Genomic DNA, 25099 nt, shown 5'->3' on the forward strand with positions numbered 1-25099 from the left:
ACGGCCGATGCGGCCGGGTCGGGGAATGTCAGCGGGGCTCGGGGCCGAGATCTACTATGCGCTGGGAGATCTCGGCCACGGGTACGTTGGATTCCTGCGACAGCGCAACCATCATGTCGAATGCACGCTCGGCGTCGACGGCGTAGCGCTCCATGAGCATCCCCTTCGCTTGACCGATCAGATCTCGTGATGCGATCGCCGAGTGCAGTTGCTGTCGACGCTGAGCTCCGACGATCGCGATGGCGGCATGAGCGGCAAGTACCTCACCGAGGTAGATCGACTCGGCGCCGAAGACGTGCGGGCGTCCGGCGAAGAGGTTCAGAGCACCGGCTTGATCGTTGCCGGTGTAGAGCTTGAACGACAGGACGCTCGATACACCGGCTTCCACTGCGGCAGGAGCAAACTTCGGCCATCGCGAGTCGACGGCCAGATCGTCGGCCCGAGTGAGCAGTGCATCGTGCGCGGCGTCGACGCACGGCCCCTCACCCAGTTGCGCTTGGAGCGAGTCCATTTCGGCCGGCATCCCCGACGTGGCAGCGCGCGATTCGAACTTCTTGCGACCGGTGATCGTCAGAATGTCGGCGCTGTCGGCGCCTGGGACCAACTCCACCGCGGCCGTGGTGACGTGTCGCAGAGTGCTGTCGAGGTCGGTACCTCCGGTGTCGAGTGATCGCGCGAACTCTGCCATCGCCCGGCCGAGGCTGTCGTGATCGAACGCGTTCATCTCAATGCCCCTGCCCGGTCGGCGGCCTCGGTGTGCACGGATGCGCATCGAGACGCCGCAGCGCCCGCGCAGCGCGCGTCGTCAGGTCCACACTAGCCCCGCTCTTCGGCTGCGACCCTCGAGTTCCTGTATCCCTTTCTGCCGCAAGAGAGAAACTGCTGGCAGTGGCCGCAAGAAAACCGCGCCGACCCATTGCACCTACAACCAGATGGTTGTACGTTTGGAGTCGTGAACGGAGACGACGAGGACCGGGCCGACGCCCTGTTCCACGCGCTCGCAGACCGCACCCGCCGCGACATCATGCGCCGGGTGCTGGCAGGAGAGCGCTCGGTCTCCGCACTCGCGGCGCACTACGACATGAGTTTCGCCGCGGTCCAGAAGCATGTCGCCGTGCTGGAGAGAGCCGGTCTGCTGACCAAGCGTCGCAGCGGCCGGGAGCAGCTTGCCAGAGGCGACGTGGAAGCGGTGCGGTCGGTGGCCTCGATGCTCACCGAGCTGGAACAGATCTGGCGTGGCCGTATCGCGCGCATCGACGAACTGATCGCGTCCGACTCGACCCAGGAGGAATGAGTCATGCCTGTGACAGACATTCGCAAGGACACCGAGAACCTGAGCCTGACGATCACCGCGGACTTCGCCGCACCGGTGGAGCGCGTCTGGCAGATCTACGCGGACCCGCGTCAACTGGAAAAGGTCTGGGGGCCTCCGGAATATCCCGCGACATTCGTGGACCACGACCTCTCGCCCGGGGGACGCATCACCTACTTCATGTCCGGCCCGGAAGGGGAGAAGTACCCGGGATACTGGGAGGTCACCGCGGTCGACGAACCGACGAGTTTCTCCTTTTCCGACGGATTCGCCGACGCGGATTTCAATCCCGATCCCACCCTGCCGGTGTCGGTGAACGTGTACACCTTCACCGAGCACGACGGAGGCACCCGGGCGACGTACGTGAGCACCTACGAGTCGGCGGAAGCACTCGAGAAGGTTGTGGACATGGGGATCATCGAGGGCTCCTCGTCGGCGATCGGCCAGATCGACGATCTGATAGCTGCCTGAACCAGCGAAAGGCAGTGCGCCCGCTCGAACCGGATCCGGTTCGAGCGGGCTGCTGCCGTGCTGAGCGAGCACAACCCCCGGCGTCGCGCCGGATACGCCGTGTCGGCGCTGTCGAGCGCTCCCTCTTCATCCGAAACCGCGGAGCGGGGGATTCATCCGGCATACGGTCGTAGGGGCGCCCGATGTCCCGGAGAATCGAGAGACACCCATGACGACCCTGCAATCCGCCGCTTCTTCTGCGACACCCGGCGTGCAGCGTGTCGGACTCCGTTTGTACCTACTCGCGATGATCCTGGTCGAGATCTCGGCGTATCGGACAGGTAGGGGCACAGCGCTGATCGTCGCCCTCGCGGTGGCGATCGCGTTCGTCGCACGCGGGGTCTGGCTGCGCCGTCCCGTGACCCGTATGCACGCGGCAGCGGCCTTGCTGTGTCTGCTGGTGGCGGGTCTCGCGTATGCCTGGGGACACAGTCATGTCGCGTTCGTCGCTATCGCGGTGTCGGGGCCCGTGCTGGTGCTTCCCGTGGCGAGCAAGCCGGAGCCGGAGGAGGAGGGTCGGATCGCCTCGCTCGTGCGGGAGTCCAGCGGCGACCCTTTGGCGCCGTTCGCGCTCAATTCGACCAAGTCGTACTTCTACAATTCCGGCCGCACCGCCGCGATCGGGTATCGGACCCGCGCCGGCATCGCGGTGGTGTCGGGCGACCCGGTGGGCCACGCGCCGGCGTTCGACAACCTGCTGTCGGATTTCTCGCGCTTCGCTGCCGACCGGGGATGGCGGGTGGCTGTTCTCGGGGCCAGTGAGACCACCGCCCGGTTGTGGCAGGCGGGCGGTCGGGGTCGCCCGCGCCTGAGGTCGGTGTGTATCGGGTGCGACGTGGTCGTCGACGTCGGACACTTTTCCCTCGTCGGCAGGCGTTTCCGCAATCTGCGCCAAGCGGTACACCGCAGCCAGAACGCGGGAGTCACCACCGAGATCGTCGCGGAGAGAGACCTCTCTCCGGAAGTGCGCAGTCAACTGCTCGAGATCGTGTCCCACGCTCGCTCCGGTCACCAGCGCCGGGGCTTTTCCATGATCCTCGACCATCTTCTCGACGGGACGTACCCGGACATGATGATCGTCATCGCACGCGACCGGGACATGGTTCCCGTCGGGTTTCAGCGCTACGGTCTTGCGCATCACGGTGACGAATGGAGCCTGGACGTACCGTGGCGCAGTCCGCGGGCACCGAACGGCACAGACGAGCGGATGGCCGTCGAGGTCATCGACCACGTCCGGAGCGCCGGCGGAACGTCGGTGTCGCTGGCATTCGCCCCGTTCCCGGACTTGCTCGGCCCGAACGGCACGGGCCGGTGGCGGGCGGCGGTGCGCATGGTGCTCCGCCTCGGAGACTCGGTCATCGCACTCGAGTCGCTGTATCGGTATCTGGACAAGTTCCACGCAGGAGCGGACCGGCGGTTCGTCCTGTTCAAACTGCGGTACCTCCTGCCGGCAGCGTTCGCGATGCTGACCTTCGAATTCGTTCCTCACCGCGAATACAGCGCCCCCGCGACACCCGGCCGTAGTCCCGGCCTACCGCGCTAGCGGACACGCACGGGCTCACGCTGTGCCGGACACCCTGCGAGGAAAACGTAACGCCGCGTTTCTCCGATCGGCACCATGCCGGACACACACTGCCGACACGCTTGCCCGGCACTGTCCGACCAGGAGGTTGATGTGTCCTACGTTCCCCCCGACGAACTCGCTCGCTCGATGGTCGACGCCGGCCAGAGCAAGGTCCTCATGTCCACTCGGGACACGCTCATCCGTTCCTACATGGGCGGTGCGATCCTCGCGCTCGCGGCCGCCTTCGCTGTCACGGTCACCGTGCAGACCGGCAACGCACTGCTCGGCGCGGTTCTCTTCCCGGTCGGCTTCTGCATGCTGTATCTGCTCGGATTCGACCTGCTCACCGGGGTATTCACGCTTGCTCCGGTCGCCTACATCGACAAGCGTCCCGGCGTGACGGCAGGTGCGGTCCTCCGCAACTGGGGTCTGGTGTTCCTCGGTAATTTCGCGGGCGCGTTCACGGTCGCCGTGATGATCACCTACATCCTCACCTACGGGTATTCCATCCCGGCGAACGATGTGGCCCAGCAACTCATGCACATCGGTGAAGCGCGCACCGTCGGTTACGCCGAGCACGGCGCGGCAGGCATGATGACCCTGTTCCTGCGCGGCGTGCTGTGCAACTGGATGGTGTCCACCGCTGTGGTTGCCGCGCTGATGTCCAAGAGTGTTCCGGGCAAGGTCCTGGTCATGTGGATGCCGATCATGTTGTTCTTCTACATGGGCTTCGAGCATTCGGTGGTCAACATGTTCCTGTTCCCCTCCGGATTGCTGCTCGGTGGCGAATTCTCGCTCGGCGATTACCTCGTATGGAACGAAATCCCCACGGTCATAGGTAATCTCGTGGGAGGCATCGTTTTTGTCGGCGCCGTGATCTACGTGACCCACATGCGCACCGCTCCCAAGCGGGGAGCCGGAACCGACACAGAAACCGCCGAATCGGAACTCACGCCGGCCTGAGCAGGCATCCGTCCCGACAGCAGCGGGCACTACGCCCGCTGCTCCGACAACGACATCGACAGGGAGTACCCATGAACCCCATTCTTCCGAAGGCCGACGCTGCCGCAATTGTCGACGCGGCCAGAATCCGGCAGGGACTCACGTGGGCGGACCTCGCCGAACACCTCGGCACCCCGCTGGTGTGGACGACAGCCGCCCTCCTCGGGCAGTATCCGCTCAGCCCGGACCAGGCGCGGCTCGTGTGTGAACGACTCGAGTTGAACGACACCGTCGCCGAAAGTCTTGCACTGCAACCGCACCGCGGTTCCTCACCCGAGGTGATGCGCGATCCGACGATCTACCGCTTTTCCGAAGCGCTCTCGATGTACGGACCGGCGCTCAAAGCGCTCATCCACGAAGAGTTCGGTGACGGCATCATGAGCGCGATCAACTTCACCGTCGACATCACGCGACGTCCCGATCCGGACGGTGACCGCGTCGTTGTCACCTTCGACGGGAAGTTCCTGGACTACCGCTGGTAACCCGGTCAAGGGTTGAGGGTTCGCGAGGCGACTACGGTGTATTCACGTCTGTCATGGCGAACGCTTTGCCTGATCGGTCCGTTTCGGTTTCCGTTGATTTGGTTCTTTCCCGATTCTCGTGTTTCCGACCGCGATACGATTGCATGTCATAGGTGCCTGGAACTGCAAGGAACAGGTATGGCTGTCCGGTCGAGGTTCGGTCGTACTGTCCCATCCGCATTCTGAGGGGGAGTCATGTCCGAACCGGCCGATCCCACCGACTTCCGCGGACGCGGTGTCGGCACCAGCGATTCGATCTCGGCCAATCCGGTGTTCGAGCGGCCAGGAGAGGCCACTGAACTCCCGAAAAACCGTATGCCGCAGTCGGAGTCGTATCCCGACACCGCCTACCAAATCGTGCACGACGAGGCGATGCTGGACGGCAACGCGCGCCTGAATCTGGCCACGTTCGTCGGCACGTGGATGGACGACTTTGCCGTTCGTCTCTACACCGAGTCCGCCGACAAGAACATGATCGACAAGGACGAGTATCCGCAGACGGCGGCCATCGAAACACGGTGCTGGACAATGCTTGCCGATCTGTGGAGCGCGGCCGATCCCGACAACGCCATCGGAACGTCCACGATCGGTTCCTCCGAGGCGTGCATGCTCGGCGGGCTGGCACTCAAGCGGAGGTGGCAGAAGCGCCGGCGCTCCGAGGGCAAATCCACCGAGGCGCCGAACCTCGTGCTCTCGAGCGCTGTTCAGGTGTGCTGGGAGAAATTCTGCAACTATTTCGAAGTCGAAGCACGGTATGTACCCATTACCTTGGAGCACAGAACCCTCGACGGGCACGAACTCGACAAGTATGTGGACGAGAACACCATCGGCGTCGTTGCCATCATGGGCGTGACCTATACCGGAGCGTACGAACCTGTTGCCGAGATCAGTGCGGCACTGGATCGCATCGCCGCCGACACCGGCGTCGATGTCCCGATCCATGTCGACGGCGCGTCCGGAGCGATGATCGCGCCCTTCTGCCAGCCGGACCTGGTGTGGGATTTCCGGCTCGACCGAGTGGCGTCGATCAGCACGTCGGGCCACAAGTACGGCCTCGTCTATCCGGGTGTGGGCTGGGTGGTCTGGCGGGACAAAGCGGCGCTACCGGACGAACTGATCTTCTACGTCAGTTACCTCGGCGGCAGCATGCCGACCTTTGCGTTGAACTTCTCACGTCCGGGTGCGCAGGTGCTGTTGCAGTACTACATGTTCCTTCGCCTGGGGTCCGACGGTTACACGCGAGTCCAACAGGAGTCGCTGGCAGTCGCGCAGTATCTCGCGCAGGAAATAGCCAAGCTTCCGGCATTCGAACTGTGGAACGACGGCTCCGACATTCCGGTGTTCGCGTGGATGCTGAAAAAGGGTTACACCGACAAGTGGACCCTCTACGACCTGTCGGACAGGTTGAGGATGAAAGGGTGGCTCGTACCCGCGTATCCCATGCCCGACGACCTCGCGGACGTCACGGTGCAGCGGATTGTCGTCCGCAACGGTTTGAGTCACGACCTCGCCACCGCGCTTCTGGCCGAGATCAAGACGGAGGTCGACTTCCTCGATCGGTTGGAGACTCCGATTCCACGTGAAGGTCAGCCGGTGCTGTTCCACCATTAGTCGGCCCGCTCGTCGCTGCGGGAGCGATACACCATGGGCGTAGAGCGGTCCGTCGTCGCGAACGGGGAGGGTGCCAACTGCATACCGATCCGTGACCGAGAAGCCTGATATCCCGGCGCCTCGTGGTCGAGGATGGGGTACGACGCCGGGAGAAGGATGGACGCTCTTCGGATTCGGGGAGCATGGGGCTCTCGGGGTCGAACGGCTCGTGGATGTGCGGGCCCGCCCACCACAGGAGAATCGCGATGAAAGCAGCAGTCGTCACCGATTTCACAGCACCGCTCGAGATCCAAGATCTGCCCGTGCCCGACCCCGGACCCACCGACGTGCTGGTGAAGATGGAGGTCAGCGGTCTCTGCCACACCGATATCCACGCCGCACACGGTGATTGGCCGGTCAAGCCGTCGCCGCCGTTCGTGCCCGGTCACGAGGGCATCGGCCGTGTCGAAGCGATCGGGTCGGAGGTGACCGATCGCGCGGTGGGGGACCGGGTTGCTATCGCGTGGCTCGGATATGCGTGCGGCGCCTGCCGATACTGCATCTCCGGCTGGGAGACGCTCTGCGAGAACCAGCGTAATTCCGGGTACTCCGTGAACGGGAGTTTCGGTGAGTACGCCGTTCTCCCTTCTGCTTTCGCGACCCCCGTTCCCGATGGTGTGTCCTCCGTGGATGCGGGTCCGCTGACATGCGCCGGAGTCACGACCTACAAAGCGGTGCAGGTGGCGCAGGTGCGTCCCGCCCAGACCGTCGCGGTCTTCGGCATCGGCGGACTGGGCCACCTGGCGGTGCAGTACGCCAGAATCGCAGGTGGCTTCGTGATTGCGGTGGACGTCTCCGACGACAAGCTCGAGATGGCGCGGCGTCTCGGCGCAGACCACGTTGTGAACGCCAAGGCAGAGGATCCGGTAGAGGCGATTGCCCGGCTCGGTGGAGCGGATGTGGCTCTTGCGCTGGTGGCCTCGGCCGCGTCCTTCCAGCAGGCCTACGCCTCGCTGCGTCGAGGCGGGCGACTCGTGTGCGTGGCGCTGCCGGCCGGGGATGCGTCGCTGCCGGTGCCGATCTTCGACACGGTCCTCGGCGGAAAGTCCGTCATCGGTTCGATTGTGGGGACGCGCAACGACCTGGCCGACGTCTTCGCGCTGCACGCAGCCGGGCGCACCCAGGTCATCTCCGAAACGCGTCCCCTGGAATCGGTGAACGAGTCCATCAGCGATGTGCTGAGCGGAGCCGTGCCCGCACGTGTGGTGTTCGAGTTCTGACCGCGCGCTGCCCATGCGCTGAGCGGGTCCAGCGTTGAAGGCTCGAGGACGAAGACGGCCCCGGCGACGCGATGCGTCGGCCGGGGCCTTCGTTTCTGAGCCGATGACGGGAATCGAACCCGCGTATTCAGCTTGGGAAGCTGATGTTCTACCATTGAACTACATCGGCACGCTGGGCTTTTGCCGGTTTTCACCGGCTCCGCTCGAGCTAGGAGCAAACTTTAGCAGACTCCCCGATCGGTCGCTGCACCCCTACACGAGGGTCTGTCCCTTCCTGATCCGCCGGCGCATATCGGCGAGAAGGACGCGGTACGGCAGTTCGCGCAGCGCGACCGGCAGTCGCTTGTTCACCGCGCCGAGCGCCTTCATGAACCGCTCGAAGCGCCGTTGATCGCGGGGCGTCCACGCCATGAGCATCTCGTCGCGGAACCGCTGCGGCAGGTAGCCCGCGGTGAAGAACAGGTTGAGCCGGCCGAACAGGAACGGGATCGGCTGCGGCAGGAATTCCATGCGCGCGATAGACAGCAGATGTTCCCGCACGACCGGATCGATGCGGACGTTCTCGAGCCCTTCCTTCCAGTACTGCTCGAAGGCGTCGCGGTCCTTCGGCCACTTCGACCGAGGGACCTGCAGCGTGGTCCCGAAGGCGGCCCCGCGCTGGTAGAAGTAGTCGACGGCGTCCTCGGGGATCGGCCCGTAGAGGGAACGGTGCGTACGAGGCGGCTGTCGCGGCGCTTGGAGCGTGTGTGCTGATCACGCACGTGCATGGTTATTCTGCCCGGGGCATGACGATCGCATCGCTGAAGTTGACGGTGACCGCAGCCGTCGAGGATGAAGGCGCCGCACTACACGACGTCCAGTACCTCATTGAGGTCGACACCGACGGCCCCACGGAGAGCGTCTCGGAAGTCAGCCAGTTCGTCACGTGCTTCAGCCCGAATCATCGAGCCTTCCTCGATGAGGGCACCTTTGGGTTGGCCATAGCTGTGAGCGGGGCAGCACCCGACCCGATCGAGATCGTATGGGCTGACGAGCAGACCGCCGGCGTGCGCGGCACCCGTCGTCTGGTAAAGGCCGAACTTGTGTGGGAGTACGGTACCGAGACCCACATCACCACCATGATCACGCCGGGAGGAGATAAGCGTCTTAAGATGCCGACGGTGATCGTCGACCAGTCCAAGCAGATGCTTGGCATTGATCGTGGACCGAATCCGCAGGAACTTCTGCTCGCCGCCGTGTCAGCCGATCTGACCCACCGTATCGTCAGCATTGCGGCGCTTCGAGGAATGCCTGTCCCCAACGTGACGGTCGAAGGGAGCGGGCGACTCGACATTCGAGGCATGCTTAACGTTTCGCCCGACATCCCGGCGCGCTTTCATAATGTCGAGTTCGTGGTGCGCACCGACGCTGGACCGGATGTCTCCATACTCGCCGATGTGGTGCGTGAGGCGGCGGAGAAGAACGTCATCCTCACTGCCTTGCGCCGCCCCAACACTGTGACGGTGGATGTCCACACTCCTTCGGGTAGGGCGATAAGTTTTGAGAGCAACGCCGCCCAAGTGGCTGGGTGTCTCGAGGAAATCGCCCAGAAGCCGGTCGTGGCCGCGGCCAGTGATGCCCTGGACGGGTAGTGATGTCGACGCCTGTGAGCAGCCTCGGGCTGTTCCACACTCATCTGCTACATAACGTCGTCGTGAAACCACAGGCACCTGCCCTCATCTCGGCCAGGCTAAGCGTGACCTACGCCGACCTCGCTCGCCTCACTGAGGAGTATGCCTCCGCCCTCGATGAGCATGGTCTGCGCGCAGGTGACGTGGTCGTGTTCGAGATGGAACCACAGCCAGAGGCAGTGGCTCTGATGGCGGCAGCTGCCAGCCGCGCGGTGATCTTTGTGAACATGAGCCCCGAGCTGCCGCAGGCGCGCAAGGAGTATCTCCTACAGCGGGTCGGGGCCGCTGCCCACATCGGCTGGCGCCGGCCGCTGCACAGCACTTGCGCCGTGTCCGGCCACGTCGACGATTCCAGCCACCTCCACCTTGGCGGAAGCATCCGACCTCGGATCGACCCACGACCGCCTGTAGAGCAAGACCTCGCGTACATCGTGTTTACCTCCGGCTCGACCGGAGTGCCAAAAGGAATCATGATGTCACACCGGGCGATCGTAGCGTTCTGGCGCGGCTTTGCAGGATTCGGCGTCGTACCCGGGGTCCGCTTGGGGACGATGTCACCCCTGCAGTTCGATTTCGCTCTGCTTGACGTGGGGCTTGCGCTCGGTGCGGGCGGGACACTGGTGCAGCTCTCCAGTGTGCTGTCGCACCAACCGTCGGGCTTTATCCGGGCGCTAGACAAATATGAGGTTCAGCAGATGGATGGTGTCCCTGCCATTTGGCGGGCGCTCTTGGCAAGTGACCACCTCGACGGGCTCAGGGATTCGCCACTCGATACCGTGCTCTACGCGGGCGAGGGATTCCCCGTCGGGGGGCTGCGTAGACTGCGGGCCGTCAAGCCCGGCATTAGGCTCGTCAACGGTTTCGGCCACTCCGAGTCGATCGCCTGCACCTTCAATGTGCTCGGTGATAATTTCACCGACCAGTACGGCCGTGTGCCGTTAGGCGACCGGGCGATCGATGGGATGCAGCTATACCTCGTGGACGAGGACGGCCGGATCGTCACCGCACCGGGGCGCATCGGTGAGATCTATGTCGAGGGCGCTGCGCTGTGCAACGGCTACTGGCAGGACGCGGCCGCAACCGCAGCCGCCTTCGTCCCCAGCCCCGCGTCTGGTCCGGGGACGCTGGCCTTTCGGTCTCGTGACCTTGGCTACATGGACGAATCAGGCCAGTACTATTTCCATTCGCGCGCGGATACTCAAATCAAGTTCCTTGGCAACCGGGTCGAGCTTGAGGAGATCGACGCGCATCTACGGACGCATCCGGAGGTCTTGGAGGCAGTCACGGTGCTGGACGCCTCTGGTGAGGAGCCTCGTCTGATTTCCTTCGTGCAGCCCCCCGCGGGCCACAACCCGCACGCCCTAGTGAGCGAGTTGCGGCAGCACTGCAACCGGTGCCTCCCTCGCTACATGGTGCCCGCGCGTTTCAAAATCCTGGAGCGCCTACCGACCACGGTCAACGGCAAAATCGACCGAGTGGCCCTCCATCATTATGAGGATTCCAGATGATTGACCCTGCTATTTCACTGAGCGCCATCCGTCACCGGCACGGCGAGTGGCGCACGCTCGAGGATCTGGTCGATCGAGGGCTGGCTACCGAACAGGAGATCACTACCCTCAGTGGGGGCGGACTGACACGCTACTCCGTGATCGAGTTCCCCGTCCGGGAGTTGTTCGCCGAGTGTGCCGGAGATTCACTCACGGCTGTTGGCGTGGACCCGGCAATAGTGGATGCGGTCGTCTTCTTCTCTTCCACCTTCTCCTCCTATGACGATCACGATGACTTGATCGACCTGTGCTGGACAATGGGGCTGATCCACGCGTTGCCGATTGGACTGTTCGAGGCGCAGTGCAGCAACTTCTCTTATGCCTTGATGGTCGCGACGTCGTTGATCCACGGTCAAGGCATGCGGACGGTTCTCCTTCTTGGAGCCGATTCCCTGGATGAGAGTCGAGCGAGACGGCTGTTGCCAGCCGCTGGGTCAGTGTTCAGCGACACGGTGGTCAGTTGTGTCGTCAGCACGGAAATCGACTCCGGTTACGCCATCGAGTCCGTAGGACACGTGGTCGACCCGATGCTGGCCACGCTCGATCCGGAGAAGGACATCATCAAGTTCATCGACTTGTTCGCCACCAGACTTGCTCAGCTGTGTGCCGAGACATACGCGAGGACCGATCTGCATTCAGAGGATTTCAGCCATTTCGTGCTGGCGAACTTGATTGTGCCGGTCCTGCGGAATTATGCGGCTGTCGCTGGCATCTCCTTTTCCCGGGTACCGACCGAGAACATCGCCAGGTTCGGCCACTGCTTCGCGCACGATCAGCTCATCACGCTCGCGACTCTCGACAAGACCGGTGCCATGACCCAAGGACAGCGCGCCCTAGCCATCGGCATTGGCGCTAATCATCTTTTCAGCTCTACCGTTCTCCGCAAGCTCTGACTCAGAATAGGAAAATCCTGACAATGGCATGGACTGATCATGACGCCCAGACCTTCGTCCGGCACCATATTGAGGTCTGGAACACCCATGACCTGGAGCAGATCGTCCGTCTGTACTCCCCGGACATCGAGCTCGTGTCACCCTTCGCCGGACAGACTATGGGGAGTGACGTCGTCCAAGGTCATGACGGGCTCGAGAAGTACTTCGGCACGGCGCTAGCTGCGAATCCGGACCTTCGATTCGAGGTCGTGGATGTGTTGCGCTGCGTGGACACGGTGACGATTTACATGCGCAGTGTCGGTGGCCGGATGGTAGCGGAGGTCCTGTTCGTCGGTGATGACGGTCTGATCACCAAGGTTCTGGCGCATTACAGCGCCGCCGCCTAATGGCTGCAATCATCATCACTCCACCGGTCTATGCTGTCGGGGACCTTCAACCCGTGGAGCAGGTAGCGGGGGCGGGCGCACTCGCTGATCGGCTGCGTTCCTATGGGTTTGATCTGTGTTCAGTGTCGGACAAGCCGCCGTCCGAGCTCGCTGGCGCTGCTATTGCAGCACTGCTGCACAAGCTCGACGTGTCTGCCGATTCCGTCGACGCAGTGGTGTACGGTACGTGCTCGCACCGGGGTGAACCTGACGGCGCTGTGACTGTGCCCGCGATGTTGGATCGTCTCGGATTGGCCAGTGTGCCCTTCGTCGGCGTGTGGCTTGGCGAGGGACGTCTTCGAAGCCGCGGTAGATGCACGCGGCGACCCACAGTTGCAGTTCGTGGTCGAAGGCGTTGTATTTCACGGGACTGGCGGCGGTCGACCGGACCTGCGCGTGGGCCTTGTTCACGCCGTCGCGGAAGAGCCGCTTCTCGTCGTCGGTGCCTCGTGCCGCGACCGCCAGGTAGGTGAGGGTGGTGCGCGTGCGCTTGAGGGGGTGATCGAACAACCGCCCGGATTCGACGCGGCTCTCGAAGACGCCGTAGCCCACCTGGGGCCAGGACAGTTGCATGATGATGTTCGCCGCACCCGCGGCGAGCCCGAGACCGTCCATGGTGTCGTCCAGACCTGCGGGTTTCTCGAGGATCGTCATCGTGCTCCTTGTCGGCCGATTCAACTGAGCACGAATGTACTCAGATATGCGCGTCGCGTAAAGAGGTCTGAGAAGATGGGCGCATGGCAACAGGACGGCTCTACGGCGGACGCGCGGGTGAGGAACGGCAGGCCGATCGCCGGGCTCAGCTCATCGAAGCCGGGCTCGACATCCTCGGTGGAGCCGACGGCGAACCCGTTTTGTCGGTCCGCGGCGTCTGCAAGCGGGCAGCCTTGGCATCACGGTACTTCTACGAGAATTTCGCGGACCGCGACGAGCTCACCGGAGCGGTGTACGACTACGCGGTGCAGCGGATCGCGGAAAGCACTCTTGCCGCGGTCGTCGGTGCGCAGCCCGGCGACGACCGCGCGATCGTCCGCGCCTGCGTCGAGAACATCGTCCGCGAGATAGGCGAGGACCCGCGGCTCGGGCGGATGCTGTTCTCCGTGAGCCAGGCCAATCCCCAACTCGCCAAGCGCCGCCTCGCTTCGACGCGAATGTTCGCCGGGCTCGTCACCGCCCAGGCCGAGAACATCTACTCGATCACTCACACACCCCGCCTCGACCTGGCCGCGCACTATGTCGTCGGGGGGCTCGCGCAGGCGATGACCGCGTGGCTCGACGGCACGGTTCCCCTGGACGCAGACGACGTGGTCGAGCAGTGCACCGAACTGCTGCTCACGATGTCCGCACAACTGCGGCAGGACGCGGAGAGCTGACGACGTCTTCGTCGCCGATCTTCGGTGGTTGTTAACCTTTACCCCGTGCTCCTCTCCGATCGTGACATCCGCGCCCAGGTCGCCTCCGGGCATCTCGGTATCGACCCCTACGATCCGGAGCTCGTGCAGCCGTCGAGTGTGGACGTCAAACTCGACAGCCTGTTCCGTGTCTTCAACAACACCCGCTACACCCACATCGACCCCGCCAAGCAGCAGGACGAGCTGACGACGCTCGTGCAGGTGCCGCAGGGAGAGTCGTTCGTCCTGCACCCCGGCGAGTTCGTGCTCGGATCCACCATGGAGCGGTGCACCCTGCCCGATGACCTCGCGGGCCGCCTCGAGGGCAAATCGTCACTCGGGCGTCTCGGGCTGCTGACCCACTCCACGGCCGGCTTCATCGACCCCGGATTCGACGGTCACATCACCCTCGAACTGTCGAACGTCGCGAACCTGCCGATCACGCTGTGGCCCGGGATGAAGATCGGCCAGCTGTGCCTGTTCCGTTTGACGAGCCCCGCCGAGAATCCCTACGGCAGCGCAAAGGTCGGATCCAAGTATCAGGGGCAGCGTGGCCCGACGCCGTCGAAGGCGTATCTGAACTTCGTTCACGAACATCCCGACGCCCGTCCCAGCTGAGCGCGGCGCGGAATCGCCACGCCGCCGCTTCCCGTGGACGACAGGAATGCGATCGGAGAGGCGGGCTTCGCGGTCGGCCTTCGCCGCACCATGTCACGGCTGTAACGGGCAACCTCCCGATTTCGATGGCTCGATCGGGAGGGAACGGACGAAACGGAAGGTCGTGAGTGCGTGGGAGCACCGCTGAAAGCGCTGTTCGTGAACGAGAACATCGGTGGCCATGCAACTGTGCACCACTCCCTGCGCCGTGCCTTCGCCGAGCGCGACGATGTCGAGGTCGAATTCCTCGACGCGGGTGGGCCTTCTCTGCTCGGCCGGATCATGCGCGCGCCGATTCCCGGCCTCGGACGGCTCGATCTCGACCTGCAGGCGTTGCGGGGACAACTCGTGCATTCGCGCGGACTGCGCCGCCGGTTGCGGGAACGCCTTGCGGACGGCGACGTCGATGTTCTGCACGTCTACACACAAAACTGCATGCTCGGCTCTGCCGACATGGTGCGTGGACTCCCCACTGTGGTCACGACCGACAGCACCAACGAACTCAATGCCTACCTCCTGCCCTACCGCGCGGCGACCCGGTTCACCCGCCTCGCCGTTCGGGCGGCGGTGCGTTTCGAGCAACCCGTCCTCGACGCGGCGCTGACCGTTGTCGCGAACGGCCGTCGTACCGCGGCGTCGCTCACCGGGCCGACGTACGGCCTGTCGGACGACAAGGTCACGACGATGGCCCCGGGAATCTGGTCGCCGTTTCTCACCGGCGAGAGAGCGCTCCCCGATCGCACGGGGCGAGCGCGACCGACCATCGTCTTCATCGGCACCAGCATGGAACGAAAGGGTGGCAACACCCTGCTGCGCCTGCACCAGAAGCACCTCGCCGACGTGTGCGATCTGGTTCTCGTGACCAAGGATGCCGTGCCGGCCGGTCGCGCCGTGACCGTGATCGACGACCTCACCAGCGGTGACGACCGGTTGTGGGACATCCTCGCCGACGCCGACCTCATGTGTTTCCCGTCGGGAATGGATCAGGCTCCCAACGTGATTCTCGAAGCGGGCGCCGCGGGACTGCCCGTGATCGCCTCGACGGTGGGATCGATTCCGGAAATGGTGGTCGACGGCGAAACCGGCCTGCTCGTCGACCACGACGACGAGGACGCGCTCCTCGCCGCGATGCGTCTGCTGCTGGCCGATGGAATCCGCCGTCGCGAGATGGGCGCTTCGGCCCACGAGCGCATCGCCGAGCACTTCGATATCCGGACCACGGCCCACCGTCTGACCGAACTGCTGTACGAGGCGCACGGGTCGGTCGCTGCGCGGTGACCGACCCACTGCTTTTCGTCGCACACACCGGGCAGCGATCGGGCGCGGAGAAGGTCATGCTCGCGCTGATCGACCACGCACTGAGCGAAGGACGACGCGTGATCGTGGCATGTCCCGACGGGCCTCTCGCCGACGCTCTGCCCGGCGAGGTGGCGCGACTGGTGGTACCGCTGCTCGGGATGCAGGGACAGCAAGGTGTCCGTCGTGTGCTCGGCCTGGCATCTCTTCCCGTGAGGTGGGCGAGGGCTGGAGCCCGGATCCGCCGCGCACAGTCCACGGAACATGCTCGAGTCGTGTGTAATTCGTTGTTCGCGCTGCCGGCGGTCTCCCTGGCCGTCGCCGGAACCCGGCGCGCCGGACGCGCGGCATGGCTCGTACACGACACCCTGTCGTCTCGACGTCAGATCCTCGTCGCCCGACTCGGCCGACCAGGCGTCGGCACCGCTGTCGCCGTGTCGTGTGCGACGGCAGAACCCGTCCGGGCACTGGGATTTCGCACGGTCGTCGCTCGTAACGGTGTATCCGTCGGCGAGCGTCGCCGCGACCTGGCGGGCCCAGGCGCATCGCGCGTGGGCATCCTGGCCTCGATCACCGAGTGGAAGGGGCACCGGATTCTTCTGGAAGCGGTCTCCCGCATTCCCGATGTCCGGCTGGATATCGCGGGCACGCCGTTTCCCGGCGACGAGGCATTCCTCGACGAGTTGCGCACCCGTGCTGCGATGCCCGATCTGCGTGGACGCGTCGTTTTCCTCGGGCATGTCCCTCCCGCGCAGGTGCTCGATACGTGGGACGTCCTGGTCTCGGCGAGCACGTCACCGGAAGCGGGGCCCCTCGGAGTGTTGGAGGCCATGGCGCACGGCGTGCCGGTACTGGGCACCGATCACGGCGGCACGGCGGAATACCTCGCAGACGGCGCCGGTGTGCTGGTGCGGCCCGGTGATCCGGAGGCTCTCGCCGAGGCGCTGACGCGCCTCCTCGACGACCCGGTAGCGCGACGCGAGATATCCGATATCGCCCGGCAGCGCGTCTTGTCACTGCACGATATCGACCGAACGCTGCCGGACATGGCGTCCGCGCTGTGGGCATGAGTGCGGCCCGGCGCTCCGAGCAGGGGTACCGGCTCACGGAAGGCGCTCGCGCAGCGTGTCCTGAACGAGGCACTGTGCCGTCACACGCTGTTCCTGCCCTTTTCCGGTGTACTCGCGAGTAGCAATCGCATCGGGATAAAGTCTCTTCCGTTGCCCTCACATCCCATCGTGCGGGCGACTGCGCAGGCCGGTAACCCCCATCGCCGGCCTACGCAGAAGCCCCGGTCTACTCCACCAGAGTCGCCCGGGGCTTCACTCTTCCCGCCGGCATTTCCGGCATACCGAACGTCGAAACAAGTTCTGCCAGAACGGTTGTCGCGACAGCACAGCTCGGGCACGGTACCGTTTCCGGCGTACGTCGCCGACGGGACCGTCCGGCAGAGGCGGATCCGAGGCAGCAGGCCTTCGATCTGAGCGCGCCAGAGGTCGACCGCGGGACCGGGCGCGATCCCGGCGGTTCCGGGCTTCGAGTTGCCCAGCGGGGTCGTCGAGTTTCTTCGCGACCTGATCGGCACTCCTTCCTGACGTCCCCTTCCGTCGCACATCGGCGGCACCCTTCCAGGGGTGCCGCCGATGCGTGTGCGAGGTAGTGGACGATAACTTCATCTCGTACCGGTCGAACTCGGATGTGCCGAGAAGCAGGAGGATCACGAGTGACACCCGGCTCCATCTCAGGTACCACCGTGACGCTCGACGTCCTGCGCCGCGCCTACGGACGCAGTATGCGGCCGCTCACCGCTGCGGGGTCGTACCTGGACGGTGACGGATGGTGGGCCGGGATCACCGGAGCACCGGATCCCGACTACAACCTCGCGCTCGTCCACAACGGCGACGTCACCGCGCATGCGCAACACGTATACGACATCGTGACCGCAGCCCGCTTCCCGGCGATCGTGTTGCTCGCCGGACGAGGCCTCGCCGCCGCACAGGTGCTCGCCGACCGCGGCTGGGTGTGCGCGGGGGCTCTCGACCTGACGGTGTTCGTTCCGGTCCTCGCACCCGAGGACGACGCGTTGCGGGTCCTGGGGCGTGAGGACATGTCCGACGCGCGCGACCTGGCTGCGGGTGCGTTCGGGGTGTCGCCGGGGACCGCGGCGATTGCGTACGCCGACACCGTTCCGGAAGCACCCGGCCTGACGGCGACGGGCATCTTCGACGACGCTCGCTTACAGTCCTGCACACTGATTTCGGACGGCGGCGAGATCGAAACCGTGTGGTCGCTGGGGACGAGGAAGGGACGGCAGCGTCGTGGCTACGCGCGGCGTCTCGTGGATGCGGCGGCAGCCCGCACGTTCGCACTGCGTGGTCCGGTGCCGATGTGCGGTCTCACCAGCCCGCAGGTGACCCCGCTGTATGTCTCGGCCGGTGCGCAGGTGGTCGAGAACTGGCAGATGTGGTCGCGCCCTCGCTGGCTCCTCGGCGTGTAGCCGCGCGCTCCGGAGTGAGGTAACGTTCGGCCGGATTTTCGCGACCTAAAAGCGACATTTCCCCCCCCATACGGCAGTTCCGCGAAAGGGTCCGCGACGTGCTTGAAGGAAACATCCGCGACGCCGAGTTGCGTCGTGAACTCGGCGTCCCTCCGGCCGTCGATCTCCTCGGGCACGCTCGCGAACTGGCGCGGGTCGCGCTTCCGGCGGCCGTCGCGGCGGCGGTGGCGGCACTCGCGGTGTTCTTCGTCCGCGACAGCGGACCCGGCGTCTACGAGTCGACCGTCGTGGTGGAGATTCGCAGCAGCGCAGCGGTGTCGGGCTCGGACGCGTCGCTCGGGCAGCTGATCGCTCCCTACGTCGCGCTGTCGGAGGATTCCCGCGTGGTGGCCGCCATCGCGGCGGAGGTCGGTGAGGATCCGGCTGCGTTGTCCGGCAACATCTGGGTGGACTACGGAACGTCGCCGACACTGCTCACGGTGACGGCACGCGACGGGTCCCAGGAGGAAGCGGACCGGCTCGCTCAGGTGGTCGTTGCTGCGCTCGACCAGGCTCAGAGCACCCGGAACCGCACCGCACTCGAATCGCGCATCGCGGATCTCGACGGAATCGTCGCGGGTCTCCGTGCCGAACTCGCGGCCGGTGCCGACGACAGCACGGACGACGGCAGCCCGGACCCGGTGTTGCAGGCCGAACTGGATTCCCGCCTCGACCAGCTTCGTGCCGTGCGCTCCGGTGCCGGTGCCGAACACCTCCAGGTGCTGGCCGCGCCCGCCGGAAGCGGCACGAAGGTCTCGCCGAAACCGAAGGCAGAGGCTGCGGTCGCATTCCTGTTCACGCTGATCGTGGTCGCGGAGCTGCTGGTCGCCCTCAACGGCCGGTTCGGCAGGACCGTCACGCCGGCATGGGCGCGGCGGACTTCCCGCCGGTATCGCACGGCCCTGCAGGTCGATACCTCCGGCACCCCACGCCTGCCGCTCGACACGGTGGTGATGCTGCAGCAGCGCGCGTCGCTCGGCGAAGCGATTCTCGTTCTCGACGGTTCCGGGGTGGAGGCGGACCCGGACGTCTTCGGCGACGACGCCGCCGAACGCATCATCCGGTGCGGCTTGACCGATCAATGGTGGAAGCAACTGCGTCAGGAGAAGGTCGGGCTTGCCCTGATCGTCGTCACGACGGGTAGCGAAGACCGGGCTGCCGTGGAGAACAGTCTTCGTGCGCTGGCCGAGATCGAGGTCCCCACCAGGCTGGTCGTCTTGTCCGTCGAGAAGCCGCCGGCACCCGAGAAGGACGAGCCGGTGGCCGCCCCGACGGCGCCCGAGCCGAGCAGTGTTGCCCTCTCCCCGCAACCGCACTCGCAGCCGCAACCCCACCCGCGCCCGCAATCGCACCCGCAACAACCGCACGCGCGCTCGCAAGCGCCCGTGGACCCGCAGCGCCGGCCTCCCATGCCGACGCCTGTGCCTGTGCCCGACCGCGACCCGTCGTCCGGGCCCGTTCCGTTCGTCGATCCGGCACCGCCGACCCGGCCCATCGCGGCGCTCTCGAAGTCGCTCTTCGAGCCCCAGGAAAACACCCCTCATCCCCGCTACCGGAGCGGGGAGGGGCAGGTCGACACGCCGCAGGGGCACCCGCCGCATGCGGAGGAGACATATGCTCCGGTGAGCGAGTCGGTCAACCGCGAGTACGCCCAGGAGATCGTCCGGAACCGAGACGACCAGGGAAATCGGCCGCCGTCCAGCGATTCGGCTCCCGCACCGGACTCCACACCCCGAGCTCCGGACTAGGCCGAGTTGTATCCTCGCGGTCTCGCTATATAGTGATGGCGGTCACTCCGGGGGTGTGGGGTGGCCTGCGAGCCGAGCAACGTCGGCACATTACCTCGAAGGACTGCCTTGACTACCCGCATCGCCGGTACAACGCATGAGCACGTCGCGACACCGGGAAGTACAGAATGGATCAAAGCTCACCTTGCGCGCATGGACGATCTCTCGCCTGCCGATATCCGGAGTGACACCGAGCGCAAAGAAGTGAATCATCAGCCTGTGTAGAACGTGGGGGGACGGGCATTCAGCTTGTGGTGGCACCCACCGCAGCAGAATGGGACTTCCGCGCGCTACCGAGAGGAGTGCTGCATGAGGGAAGTGTTCAAGGGCGAACTGAACGAACTGCTCGAACGGCTCGGGGAACTCGGCGCTGTGGCCGCGGAGGGCCTCTCGTCGGCGACCGAGGCGCTGTTCCGCGGTGACCTGCTGGCGGCGCAGAGCACGCTCGACCTCGACGCCCGCCTCGACGAGCTGACCACGGACTGCGCCCATCGGGCCATGAAGATCCTCGCCTTGCAGGGGCCTGTCGCCGCGGACCTCCGACTCGTGTTCTCTGCAGTCAGGATCAGCGGTGATCTGAGCCGGATGGGGCAACTCACGCTCCACATCGCGCGCGTTGCACGCCGTCGCTTCCCGGACCTGCTCGTGCGAGGTGCCCTGCACGACGACCTCGCTGTGATGGCTGACGTCGCAGCCCGGATCGCAGCCGTGCTGCGCGATGTGTTCACTCATCTCGACCTCGAGGCGATTCAGAGTGTCCGTGCGCTCCAGCGCGAGTTGGACGCGGTGCACTCGCGGATCCTCGCCACCGTCGAAGGCAAGAACTGGGACGGTGACGTTCCGACGGCCGTGGACACCGTTCTCGTCGCGCGCTTCTACGGGCGGTTCGGAGACCAGGCCGCCGACGTGGCCGATCGGCTCATCTTCTTCGTCACCGGCGAAAGACCCGCGGAAGTCGCCTGAGTTCGCCGCGCGGATTCCCCCGAACCGTGTCATTCTCAGCTCACTCGAACATGAGGATGAACGGCGGTAGGGCGATGAAAACCGACGAGTACCTCTACTTCGTCGATCGTGCTTTCGACGGGATGCTGTCCGCGTCGACGAAGCTCGGCGACGCCGGCGCGAACACGGCACCGCCGCTGCCGGGCGCCAACTCGGTGTGGGCGATCACCTATCACTGCTGCGCGCTCGTCGAGTTCTGGGTGGGCCACATCGTCCTCGGCCGTGAGAGCAACCGCGACCGCGAGTCGGAGTTCGGTGCATCGGGCACCGTCGCGGAGTTGGCGCGGATGGTCGCCGAGCAGCGCACCCGGCTGGCCGAGGATCTCGCTGCGGTGGACCCGGCCGCCCGGCTGGCGCATGCTGTACCGGAGAAGTACCGGGGTGACGTGGTGTCGGTCGACGGGGTCCTGCTCCACGTCCTCGAAGAGCTTGCGCAGCATCACGGTCAGATCGAGATCACGCGCGATCTGCTGCTCTCCGCATCCGAGGAGGCCCGATGAGCAGGATTTCTTTCCCAGGATTCGACGACCTGGACATCGCCGAGTTGTCGGCTCGCGCGGGGGCGAAGTGGGCTCGAGCCGTCGACGAAGGCCTGTTGCCCGCGTGGGTCGCCGACATGGACTTCCCCGTTGCGCCGGTCATCCGCAGTGCGCTCCACGAACAGATCGAGACCGACCTCGGCTACCCGAATTGGGTGCACGGCACTCCGCTGCGTGAAGAATTCGCGACGCGGATGCGCGACCGGTACGGATGGGAACCGGACCCGGGCTCGGTCCGCGAGCAAACGGACTTGATCCAGGCCCTGCAACTGATCCTCCACTTGAGCACGCGACGCGGTGACTCGGTCGTCGTTCAGACCCCGAACTATCCGCCGTTTCTCGCCTCCATCCGCCGGATGGGCCTGCAGCAGCTCGATTTCCCCTTCGTCGATCGGGGCGACGGGTGGGTGCTGGACATGGAAGCCTTCGAGCAGCGGGTTGCGCGCCACCGCCCCCGCGTACTGGTGCTCGTCAACCCGCACAATCCCACCGGCCGTGTTCACACCCGCGCGGAGCTCGAGCAGATCGCAGACATCGCCGAACGGTTCGACCTGCTGGTGGTCAGCGACGAAATCCACGCCGAAATAGTCTTCGAGCCCCACGTGCACATCCCGTTCGCATCACTCGGCCCGGACGCGGCGAAACGCACTGTCACGATCACATCCGCGGGAAAGTCTTTCAATCTCGCCGGGTTACGGTGCGCGGTGGTGCATTACGGATCGGAACGGCTGCTGAGACGGCGTGACGCCGAACCGTTCGACCTGTACGGCGCGGTGTCCGTGCCCGGAGTGGTCGCCACGCTCGCCGCGTGGCGGCACGGTGACGCATGGCAGCGCGACCTCATGCAGGTCCTGGAACGGAATCGCAGGCACGTCGACGCCGTGCTTCGAGAAAGAATCCCCGCTGCGCGGCACCACCTCCCGGAGGGAACGTATCTCACCTGGATCGACGTCGGTCCGCTCGGATTCGATGATCCGGTCGAACGGGTGCGGGAGCGCGGCAGGATCCTCGTCGAGGGCGGGTTGCGGTTCGGCAGCGGATGCCGCAACTACGTGCGCATCAACTTCGCGACATCGGCCGAGCTTCTCGACATGATCCTCGAGGGCGTCATCTCCGCGCTCGGCAGCGGAGCCGATGTACCCGCGGCACCGTTCGCGGCGCCCCGAGTCCGGTAGACGCGTCGACTCGGCCGGGAGCCGAGAGGTGTAGCTCGGTGCGGACGCCGTAACGGTGAGTCGTCCGCCTACGATCGTTCTCGGGGGGCGCGACACGGCGCGTCCCGTGCGGCCGGTTTCGCGTCGCGCACTCCCGAGAAGGAGCTGGGTACATGCGAGGCCGGCACACAGAGCACCGGCGGTCCGAGCCGGAGCGCGGACGCCGCCCCGGACAATGACCTTCGACATCGTCGAGGGCAGTGCAGTCGACGCCCTCGTCCCGGAATGGTCCGACCTCACGCGGGACGTGGGCACACGTGTCGCCGCGCGACCGTCGTACGCGCTGAACTGGCACCGGAACCTCGGGCGGGGACGACTGGCAGTGGGTACGGCACGCCGCGGTGGCCGGCTCGTGGCGGTGGCTCCGCTCCACCGGCGCAATCGACTCGGCGTACAGACCCTCCGCTTTCCGGGGCACGGCCTCGGCACGATCGGCACGTTCGTCGCAACCGACGGTGCTGCCCTCGCCGAGTTGGTGGACGGGATCGCCGAAACCGGGATGTCGCTGCAACTCACCCACATCGACGTAGCGGATCCCCTGGTGGAGGTGTTGCGTACGTCGCCGCTGTGGAACGTCGGCGTCGAGGTGGACGATCGATGCCTCACCATCGATCTGCCGAGCGGCGCCGGTGCGACGACGCTGCGCGGCAGTCGTACGCTCAAGACACTGCGCCGGGCCGAACGAGCACTCGAGGGTGCCGGTACACCCGCGCGAGTCGAGGTGATCCGCGATCCGGAACACCTGGAGCGACGCTGGGACGACATCGTCGCCGTCGCGGCGGCAGCCGACGAGCACACCGACCGCGACAATTTCTTCGGACCACCGTTCGCGGCGTTCACCAAACCTCTGCTCGAGGCCGAAGCGCGGGCGGGAACTCTGCTCGTGGTGGGCTTGGTCGTCGGAACACGGTGGTGCGCACACGAAATCATGTTCCGCACCGGCGACGTGGCCGAGATGTGGATGGCCCGCTTTCATCCCGATGTGCGCCGGTACCAACCCGGTCAGCTGTTGCAGCGATGGCTCGCCGACCATCACGACGCCCTCGGCATCGCGAGATTCGACTACATGGTCGGCGTCTCGGAATTCAAATCGCATTGGGCGAACGGCGAATACCGGGTCGGAACCGTCGTTGCCACACCCGTCCGCCGCCGCCGCGCCCGATGGATGCTCCAGCTCGCCGAGCGCGGCAGCGACTGGGTGCGGCCGGTGCGTCGCGCCGCACGCGACGTGCTCCGGCCCGCAGGTGAATCCGTCTGATCAGAGGCATCCGGGTGTCGTTGCCGCCGTGCGCATCACGTGCCAGGCGGGTTTCGGTGCAAGGGCATGGTCGACGACACCGAAATTCTGTTCGCGATCGGATTCGTCGGTGCCGCGATCGACGAGGCTGTACACGAACAGCTTGTCCACGAAACCGAGGCGCCGCTGCTCGGTGATGCCGTCGCGCAGTATCTCTGCCTGCCGCTCCGCATCCACCGCATCGGTGCCGGTTCCGGTAGGAGATCCGAATTCGGTTGCCCATATCGGCTTTCCGTCGTCACCGTGCCCGATCATGATGTCGCGCATGTCGCGCATCCGGTAGAAGGAGTTCCAGCTCTCGGTCGAGGCGTCGGAGGGCAAGGCGGGGTAGCTGTACGGATGCATGCCCACCACATCGAAACTCTCCGCCACACCCAGTTCGTAGAGTTCCGAGAGGAAGGTCGTCGGAGCGATATCCGTCCCGTTGTCGGTCGCCGGGGACAATCCGCCGCTCACGACCACGGCGCCGGGCACCGCCGCACGGATACGACTCGAGGCGGACTCCAGTAGGGCCGCATACGCCACCGGGTCCGGCTGCGGTCCGAAGAACACCGCGAGGTTCGGCTCGTTCCAGATCTCCCAGTGGGAGACCCGGTCCCGGTACCGCTGCGCGACATCCGCGCCGAACCGCCCGAACTCGTCCGGATCGGCGGGCCGGCCGTGCGTATCGTCTGCGTCACCGGCGCGTGCCCACTCCGGGGTGTGGGTCAGCAATCCGAGGATCTGCAGTCCGTGCGCGCGGGCCGCATCGACGACCCGGTCGGTTCCGGACCAGTCGAATTCTCCCCGGCTCGGCTCGAGAATCGACCAGTCGAAGTCGAACCGGACCCACGCCGCACCGCTGTCCGCGGCGGCGCCGAAGTACCGGTCGAGATCCGCATCCCCGAGAGTGTCGAGCCCCGAACCCGTGGCCACACCGAGGCTGTCGGCCGACAGATCGGTGCGGCACCCGGCGGGCTCGGTACTTCCGCACGCGACTGCACCGAGCACGACCAGCACCGCCACTGCGGTCAGCAGTCGTCTCCGTAGCACCGTTCTCCGTCTCACTGTTTCTCCGTACTGCTGT

Annotated in this window: 23 protein-coding genes, 1 tRNA gene and 2 pseudogenes; 21 read left to right on the forward strand and 5 right to left on the reverse strand. The window is 65.4% G+C overall.

The annotated features are described in order from the left end of the window. Positions 1 to 28: 28 nt before the first annotated feature. Positions 29 to 724: a GAF and ANTAR domain-containing protein gene (locus ACLQ3J_RS05230; protein ID WP_296550467.1), complete on the reverse strand. Its 696-nt coding sequence runs from the start codon at positions 722 to 724 to the stop codon at positions 29 to 31. 228 nt (positions 725 to 952) lie between these two features. Between ACLQ3J_RS05230 and ACLQ3J_RS05235 the strand changes: the two genes are divergently transcribed. From ACLQ3J_RS05235 to ACLQ3J_RS05265, 7 genes are all read left to right on the forward strand, one after another. Then, complete coding sequence (locus tag ACLQ3J_RS05235) at positions 953 to 1294, forward strand: ArsR/SmtB family transcription factor (protein WP_169622174.1); 342 nt, start codon at positions 953 to 955, stop codon at positions 1292 to 1294. Positions 1295 to 1297: 3 nt separating this feature from the next. Next, entirely contained in the window at positions 1298 to 1783 is a 486-nt protein-coding gene (locus tag ACLQ3J_RS05240; RefSeq protein WP_296550468.1) for an SRPBCC family protein, read from the forward strand. A gap of 208 nt (positions 1784 to 1991) precedes the next feature. Continuing rightward, entirely contained in the window at positions 1992 to 3365 is a 1374-nt protein-coding gene (locus ACLQ3J_RS05245; RefSeq protein WP_425902392.1) for a bifunctional lysylphosphatidylglycerol flippase/synthetase MprF, read from the forward strand. Positions 3366 to 3497: 132 nt separating this feature from the next. Further along, positions 3498 to 4349, forward strand: coding sequence for a formate/nitrite transporter family protein (locus tag ACLQ3J_RS05250; RefSeq protein ID WP_425902393.1), 852 nt, complete (start codon positions 3498 to 3500; stop codon positions 4347 to 4349). 71 nt (positions 4350 to 4420) lie between these two features. Next, a complete protein-coding gene (gene cynS / locus ACLQ3J_RS05255) occupies positions 4421 to 4870 on the forward strand; it encodes a cyanase (protein ID WP_425902394.1) in 450 nt (149 codons plus the stop codon). A gap of 234 nt (positions 4871 to 5104) precedes the next feature. Beyond that, complete coding sequence (locus ACLQ3J_RS05260) at positions 5105 to 6520, forward strand: glutamate decarboxylase (protein ID WP_169622178.1); 1416 nt, start codon at positions 5105 to 5107, stop codon at positions 6518 to 6520. A gap of 245 nt (positions 6521 to 6765) precedes the next feature. Beyond that, a complete protein-coding gene (locus ACLQ3J_RS05265) occupies positions 6766 to 7779 on the forward strand; it encodes a zinc-dependent alcohol dehydrogenase (RefSeq protein WP_169622179.1) in 1014 nt (337 codons plus the stop codon). A gap of 98 nt (positions 7780 to 7877) precedes the next feature. On the opposite strand, the gene ACLQ3J_RS05270 is transcribed toward ACLQ3J_RS05265, so the two are convergent. Together ACLQ3J_RS05270 and ACLQ3J_RS05275 are read right to left on the reverse strand one after the other, a co-directional pair. Then, a tRNA-Gly gene (locus ACLQ3J_RS05270) sits at positions 7878 to 7948 on the reverse strand. Between the two features lie 83 nt (positions 7949 to 8031). Further along, a pseudogene (locus tag ACLQ3J_RS05275) lies at positions 8032 to 8484 on the reverse strand (oxygenase MpaB family protein); the annotation flags it as partial. Between the two features lie 41 nt (positions 8485 to 8525). Here ACLQ3J_RS05275 and ACLQ3J_RS05280 point away from each other — a divergent pair. Genes ACLQ3J_RS05280 through ACLQ3J_RS05295 form a run of 4 tightly spaced genes read left to right on the forward strand, consistent with a single transcriptional unit; the run spans position 8526 to position 12275 of the window. Further along, positions 8526 to 9410 (forward strand): OsmC family protein, encoded by an 885-nt coding sequence (locus tag ACLQ3J_RS05280; RefSeq protein WP_425902396.1) that lies wholly within the window; start codon positions 8526 to 8528, stop codon positions 9408 to 9410. 2 nt (positions 9411 to 9412) lie between these two features. Continuing rightward, positions 9413 to 10957 (forward strand): AMP-binding protein, encoded by a 1545-nt coding sequence (locus ACLQ3J_RS05285; protein ID WP_425902397.1) that lies wholly within the window; start codon positions 9413 to 9415, stop codon positions 10955 to 10957. Beyond that, a complete protein-coding gene (locus ACLQ3J_RS05290) occupies positions 10954 to 11889 on the forward strand; it encodes a 3-oxoacyl-[acyl-carrier-protein] synthase III C-terminal domain-containing protein (RefSeq protein WP_425902398.1) in 936 nt (311 codons plus the stop codon). Before ACLQ3J_RS05285 ends, ACLQ3J_RS05290 begins: the two co-directional genes overlap by 4 nt. Positions 11890 to 11912: 23 nt before the next feature. Further along, on the forward strand, positions 11913 to 12275 hold the full coding sequence (locus ACLQ3J_RS05295) for a nuclear transport factor 2 family protein (protein ID WP_378528754.1): 363 nt from the start codon (positions 11913 to 11915) through the stop codon (positions 12273 to 12275). 324 nt (positions 12276 to 12599) lie between these two features. On the opposite strand, the pseudogene ACLQ3J_RS05300 reads toward ACLQ3J_RS05295, so the two are convergent. Next, positions 12600 to 12968 (reverse strand): annotated as a pseudogene (locus ACLQ3J_RS05300) (oxygenase MpaB family protein); the annotation flags it as partial. A gap of 83 nt (positions 12969 to 13051) precedes the next feature. On the opposite strand from ACLQ3J_RS05300, the gene ACLQ3J_RS05305 reads away from it, so the two are divergent. From ACLQ3J_RS05305 to ACLQ3J_RS05350, 10 genes are all read left to right on the forward strand, one after another. Beyond that, on the forward strand, positions 13052 to 13687 hold the full coding sequence (locus ACLQ3J_RS05305) for a TetR/AcrR family transcriptional regulator (RefSeq protein ID WP_169651455.1): 636 nt from the start codon (positions 13052 to 13054) through the stop codon (positions 13685 to 13687). 45 nt (positions 13688 to 13732) lie between these two features. Further along, a complete protein-coding gene (gene dcd, locus ACLQ3J_RS05310) occupies positions 13733 to 14323 on the forward strand; it encodes a dCTP deaminase (protein ID WP_169618873.1) in 591 nt (196 codons plus the stop codon). Between the two features lie 171 nt (positions 14324 to 14494). Beyond that, a complete protein-coding gene (locus tag ACLQ3J_RS05315; protein ID WP_425902399.1) occupies positions 14495 to 15640 on the forward strand; it encodes a glycosyltransferase family 4 protein in 1146 nt (381 codons plus the stop codon). Then, a complete protein-coding gene (locus ACLQ3J_RS05320) occupies positions 15637 to 16728 on the forward strand; it encodes a glycosyltransferase family 4 protein (RefSeq protein ID WP_378528157.1) in 1092 nt (363 codons plus the stop codon). Before ACLQ3J_RS05315 ends, ACLQ3J_RS05320 begins: the two co-directional genes overlap by 4 nt. Positions 16729 to 17411: 683 nt before the next feature. Next, positions 17412 to 18155, forward strand: coding sequence for an N-acetyltransferase (locus tag ACLQ3J_RS05325; RefSeq protein ID WP_425902401.1), 744 nt, complete (start codon positions 17412 to 17414; stop codon positions 18153 to 18155). Between the two features lie 98 nt (positions 18156 to 18253). Then, positions 18254 to 19942, forward strand: a complete 1689-nt coding sequence (locus tag ACLQ3J_RS05330) for a hypothetical protein (protein WP_425902402.1) — start codon at positions 18254 to 18256, stop codon at positions 19940 to 19942. A 348-nt stretch (positions 19943 to 20290) separates the two neighbouring features. Further along, on the forward strand, positions 20291 to 20944 hold the full coding sequence (locus ACLQ3J_RS05335) for a phosphate signaling complex PhoU family protein (RefSeq protein ID WP_169618883.1): 654 nt from the start codon (positions 20291 to 20293) through the stop codon (positions 20942 to 20944). A gap of 74 nt (positions 20945 to 21018) precedes the next feature. After that, positions 21019 to 21483, forward strand: coding sequence for a DinB family protein (locus ACLQ3J_RS05340; protein WP_169651450.1), 465 nt, complete (start codon positions 21019 to 21021; stop codon positions 21481 to 21483). Next, on the forward strand, positions 21480 to 22697 hold the full coding sequence (locus ACLQ3J_RS05345; protein ID WP_169651449.1) for a MalY/PatB family protein: 1218 nt from the start codon (positions 21480 to 21482) through the stop codon (positions 22695 to 22697). The genes ACLQ3J_RS05340 and ACLQ3J_RS05345 overlap by 4 nt, the downstream gene beginning before the upstream one ends. A gap of 214 nt (positions 22698 to 22911) precedes the next feature. Continuing rightward, positions 22912 to 23994 carry a GNAT family N-acetyltransferase gene (locus ACLQ3J_RS05350; protein ID WP_296550477.1) on the forward strand — a complete coding sequence of 361 codons (1083 nt, stop codon included), beginning with the start codon at positions 22912 to 22914 and terminating at the stop codon, positions 23992 to 23994. Here the strand turns inward: ACLQ3J_RS05350 and ACLQ3J_RS05355 are convergent, their stop codons facing one another. Further along, positions 23995 to 25080, reverse strand: coding sequence for a cellulase family glycosylhydrolase (locus ACLQ3J_RS05355; RefSeq protein WP_425902403.1), 1086 nt, complete (start codon positions 25078 to 25080; stop codon positions 23995 to 23997). Positions 25081 to 25099 lie beyond the last annotated feature (19 nt).

This window comes from Rhodococcus sp. DT1 (assembly GCF_049844875.1).
Lineage (GTDB): Bacteria > Actinomycetota > Actinomycetes > Mycobacteriales > Mycobacteriaceae > Rhodococcus.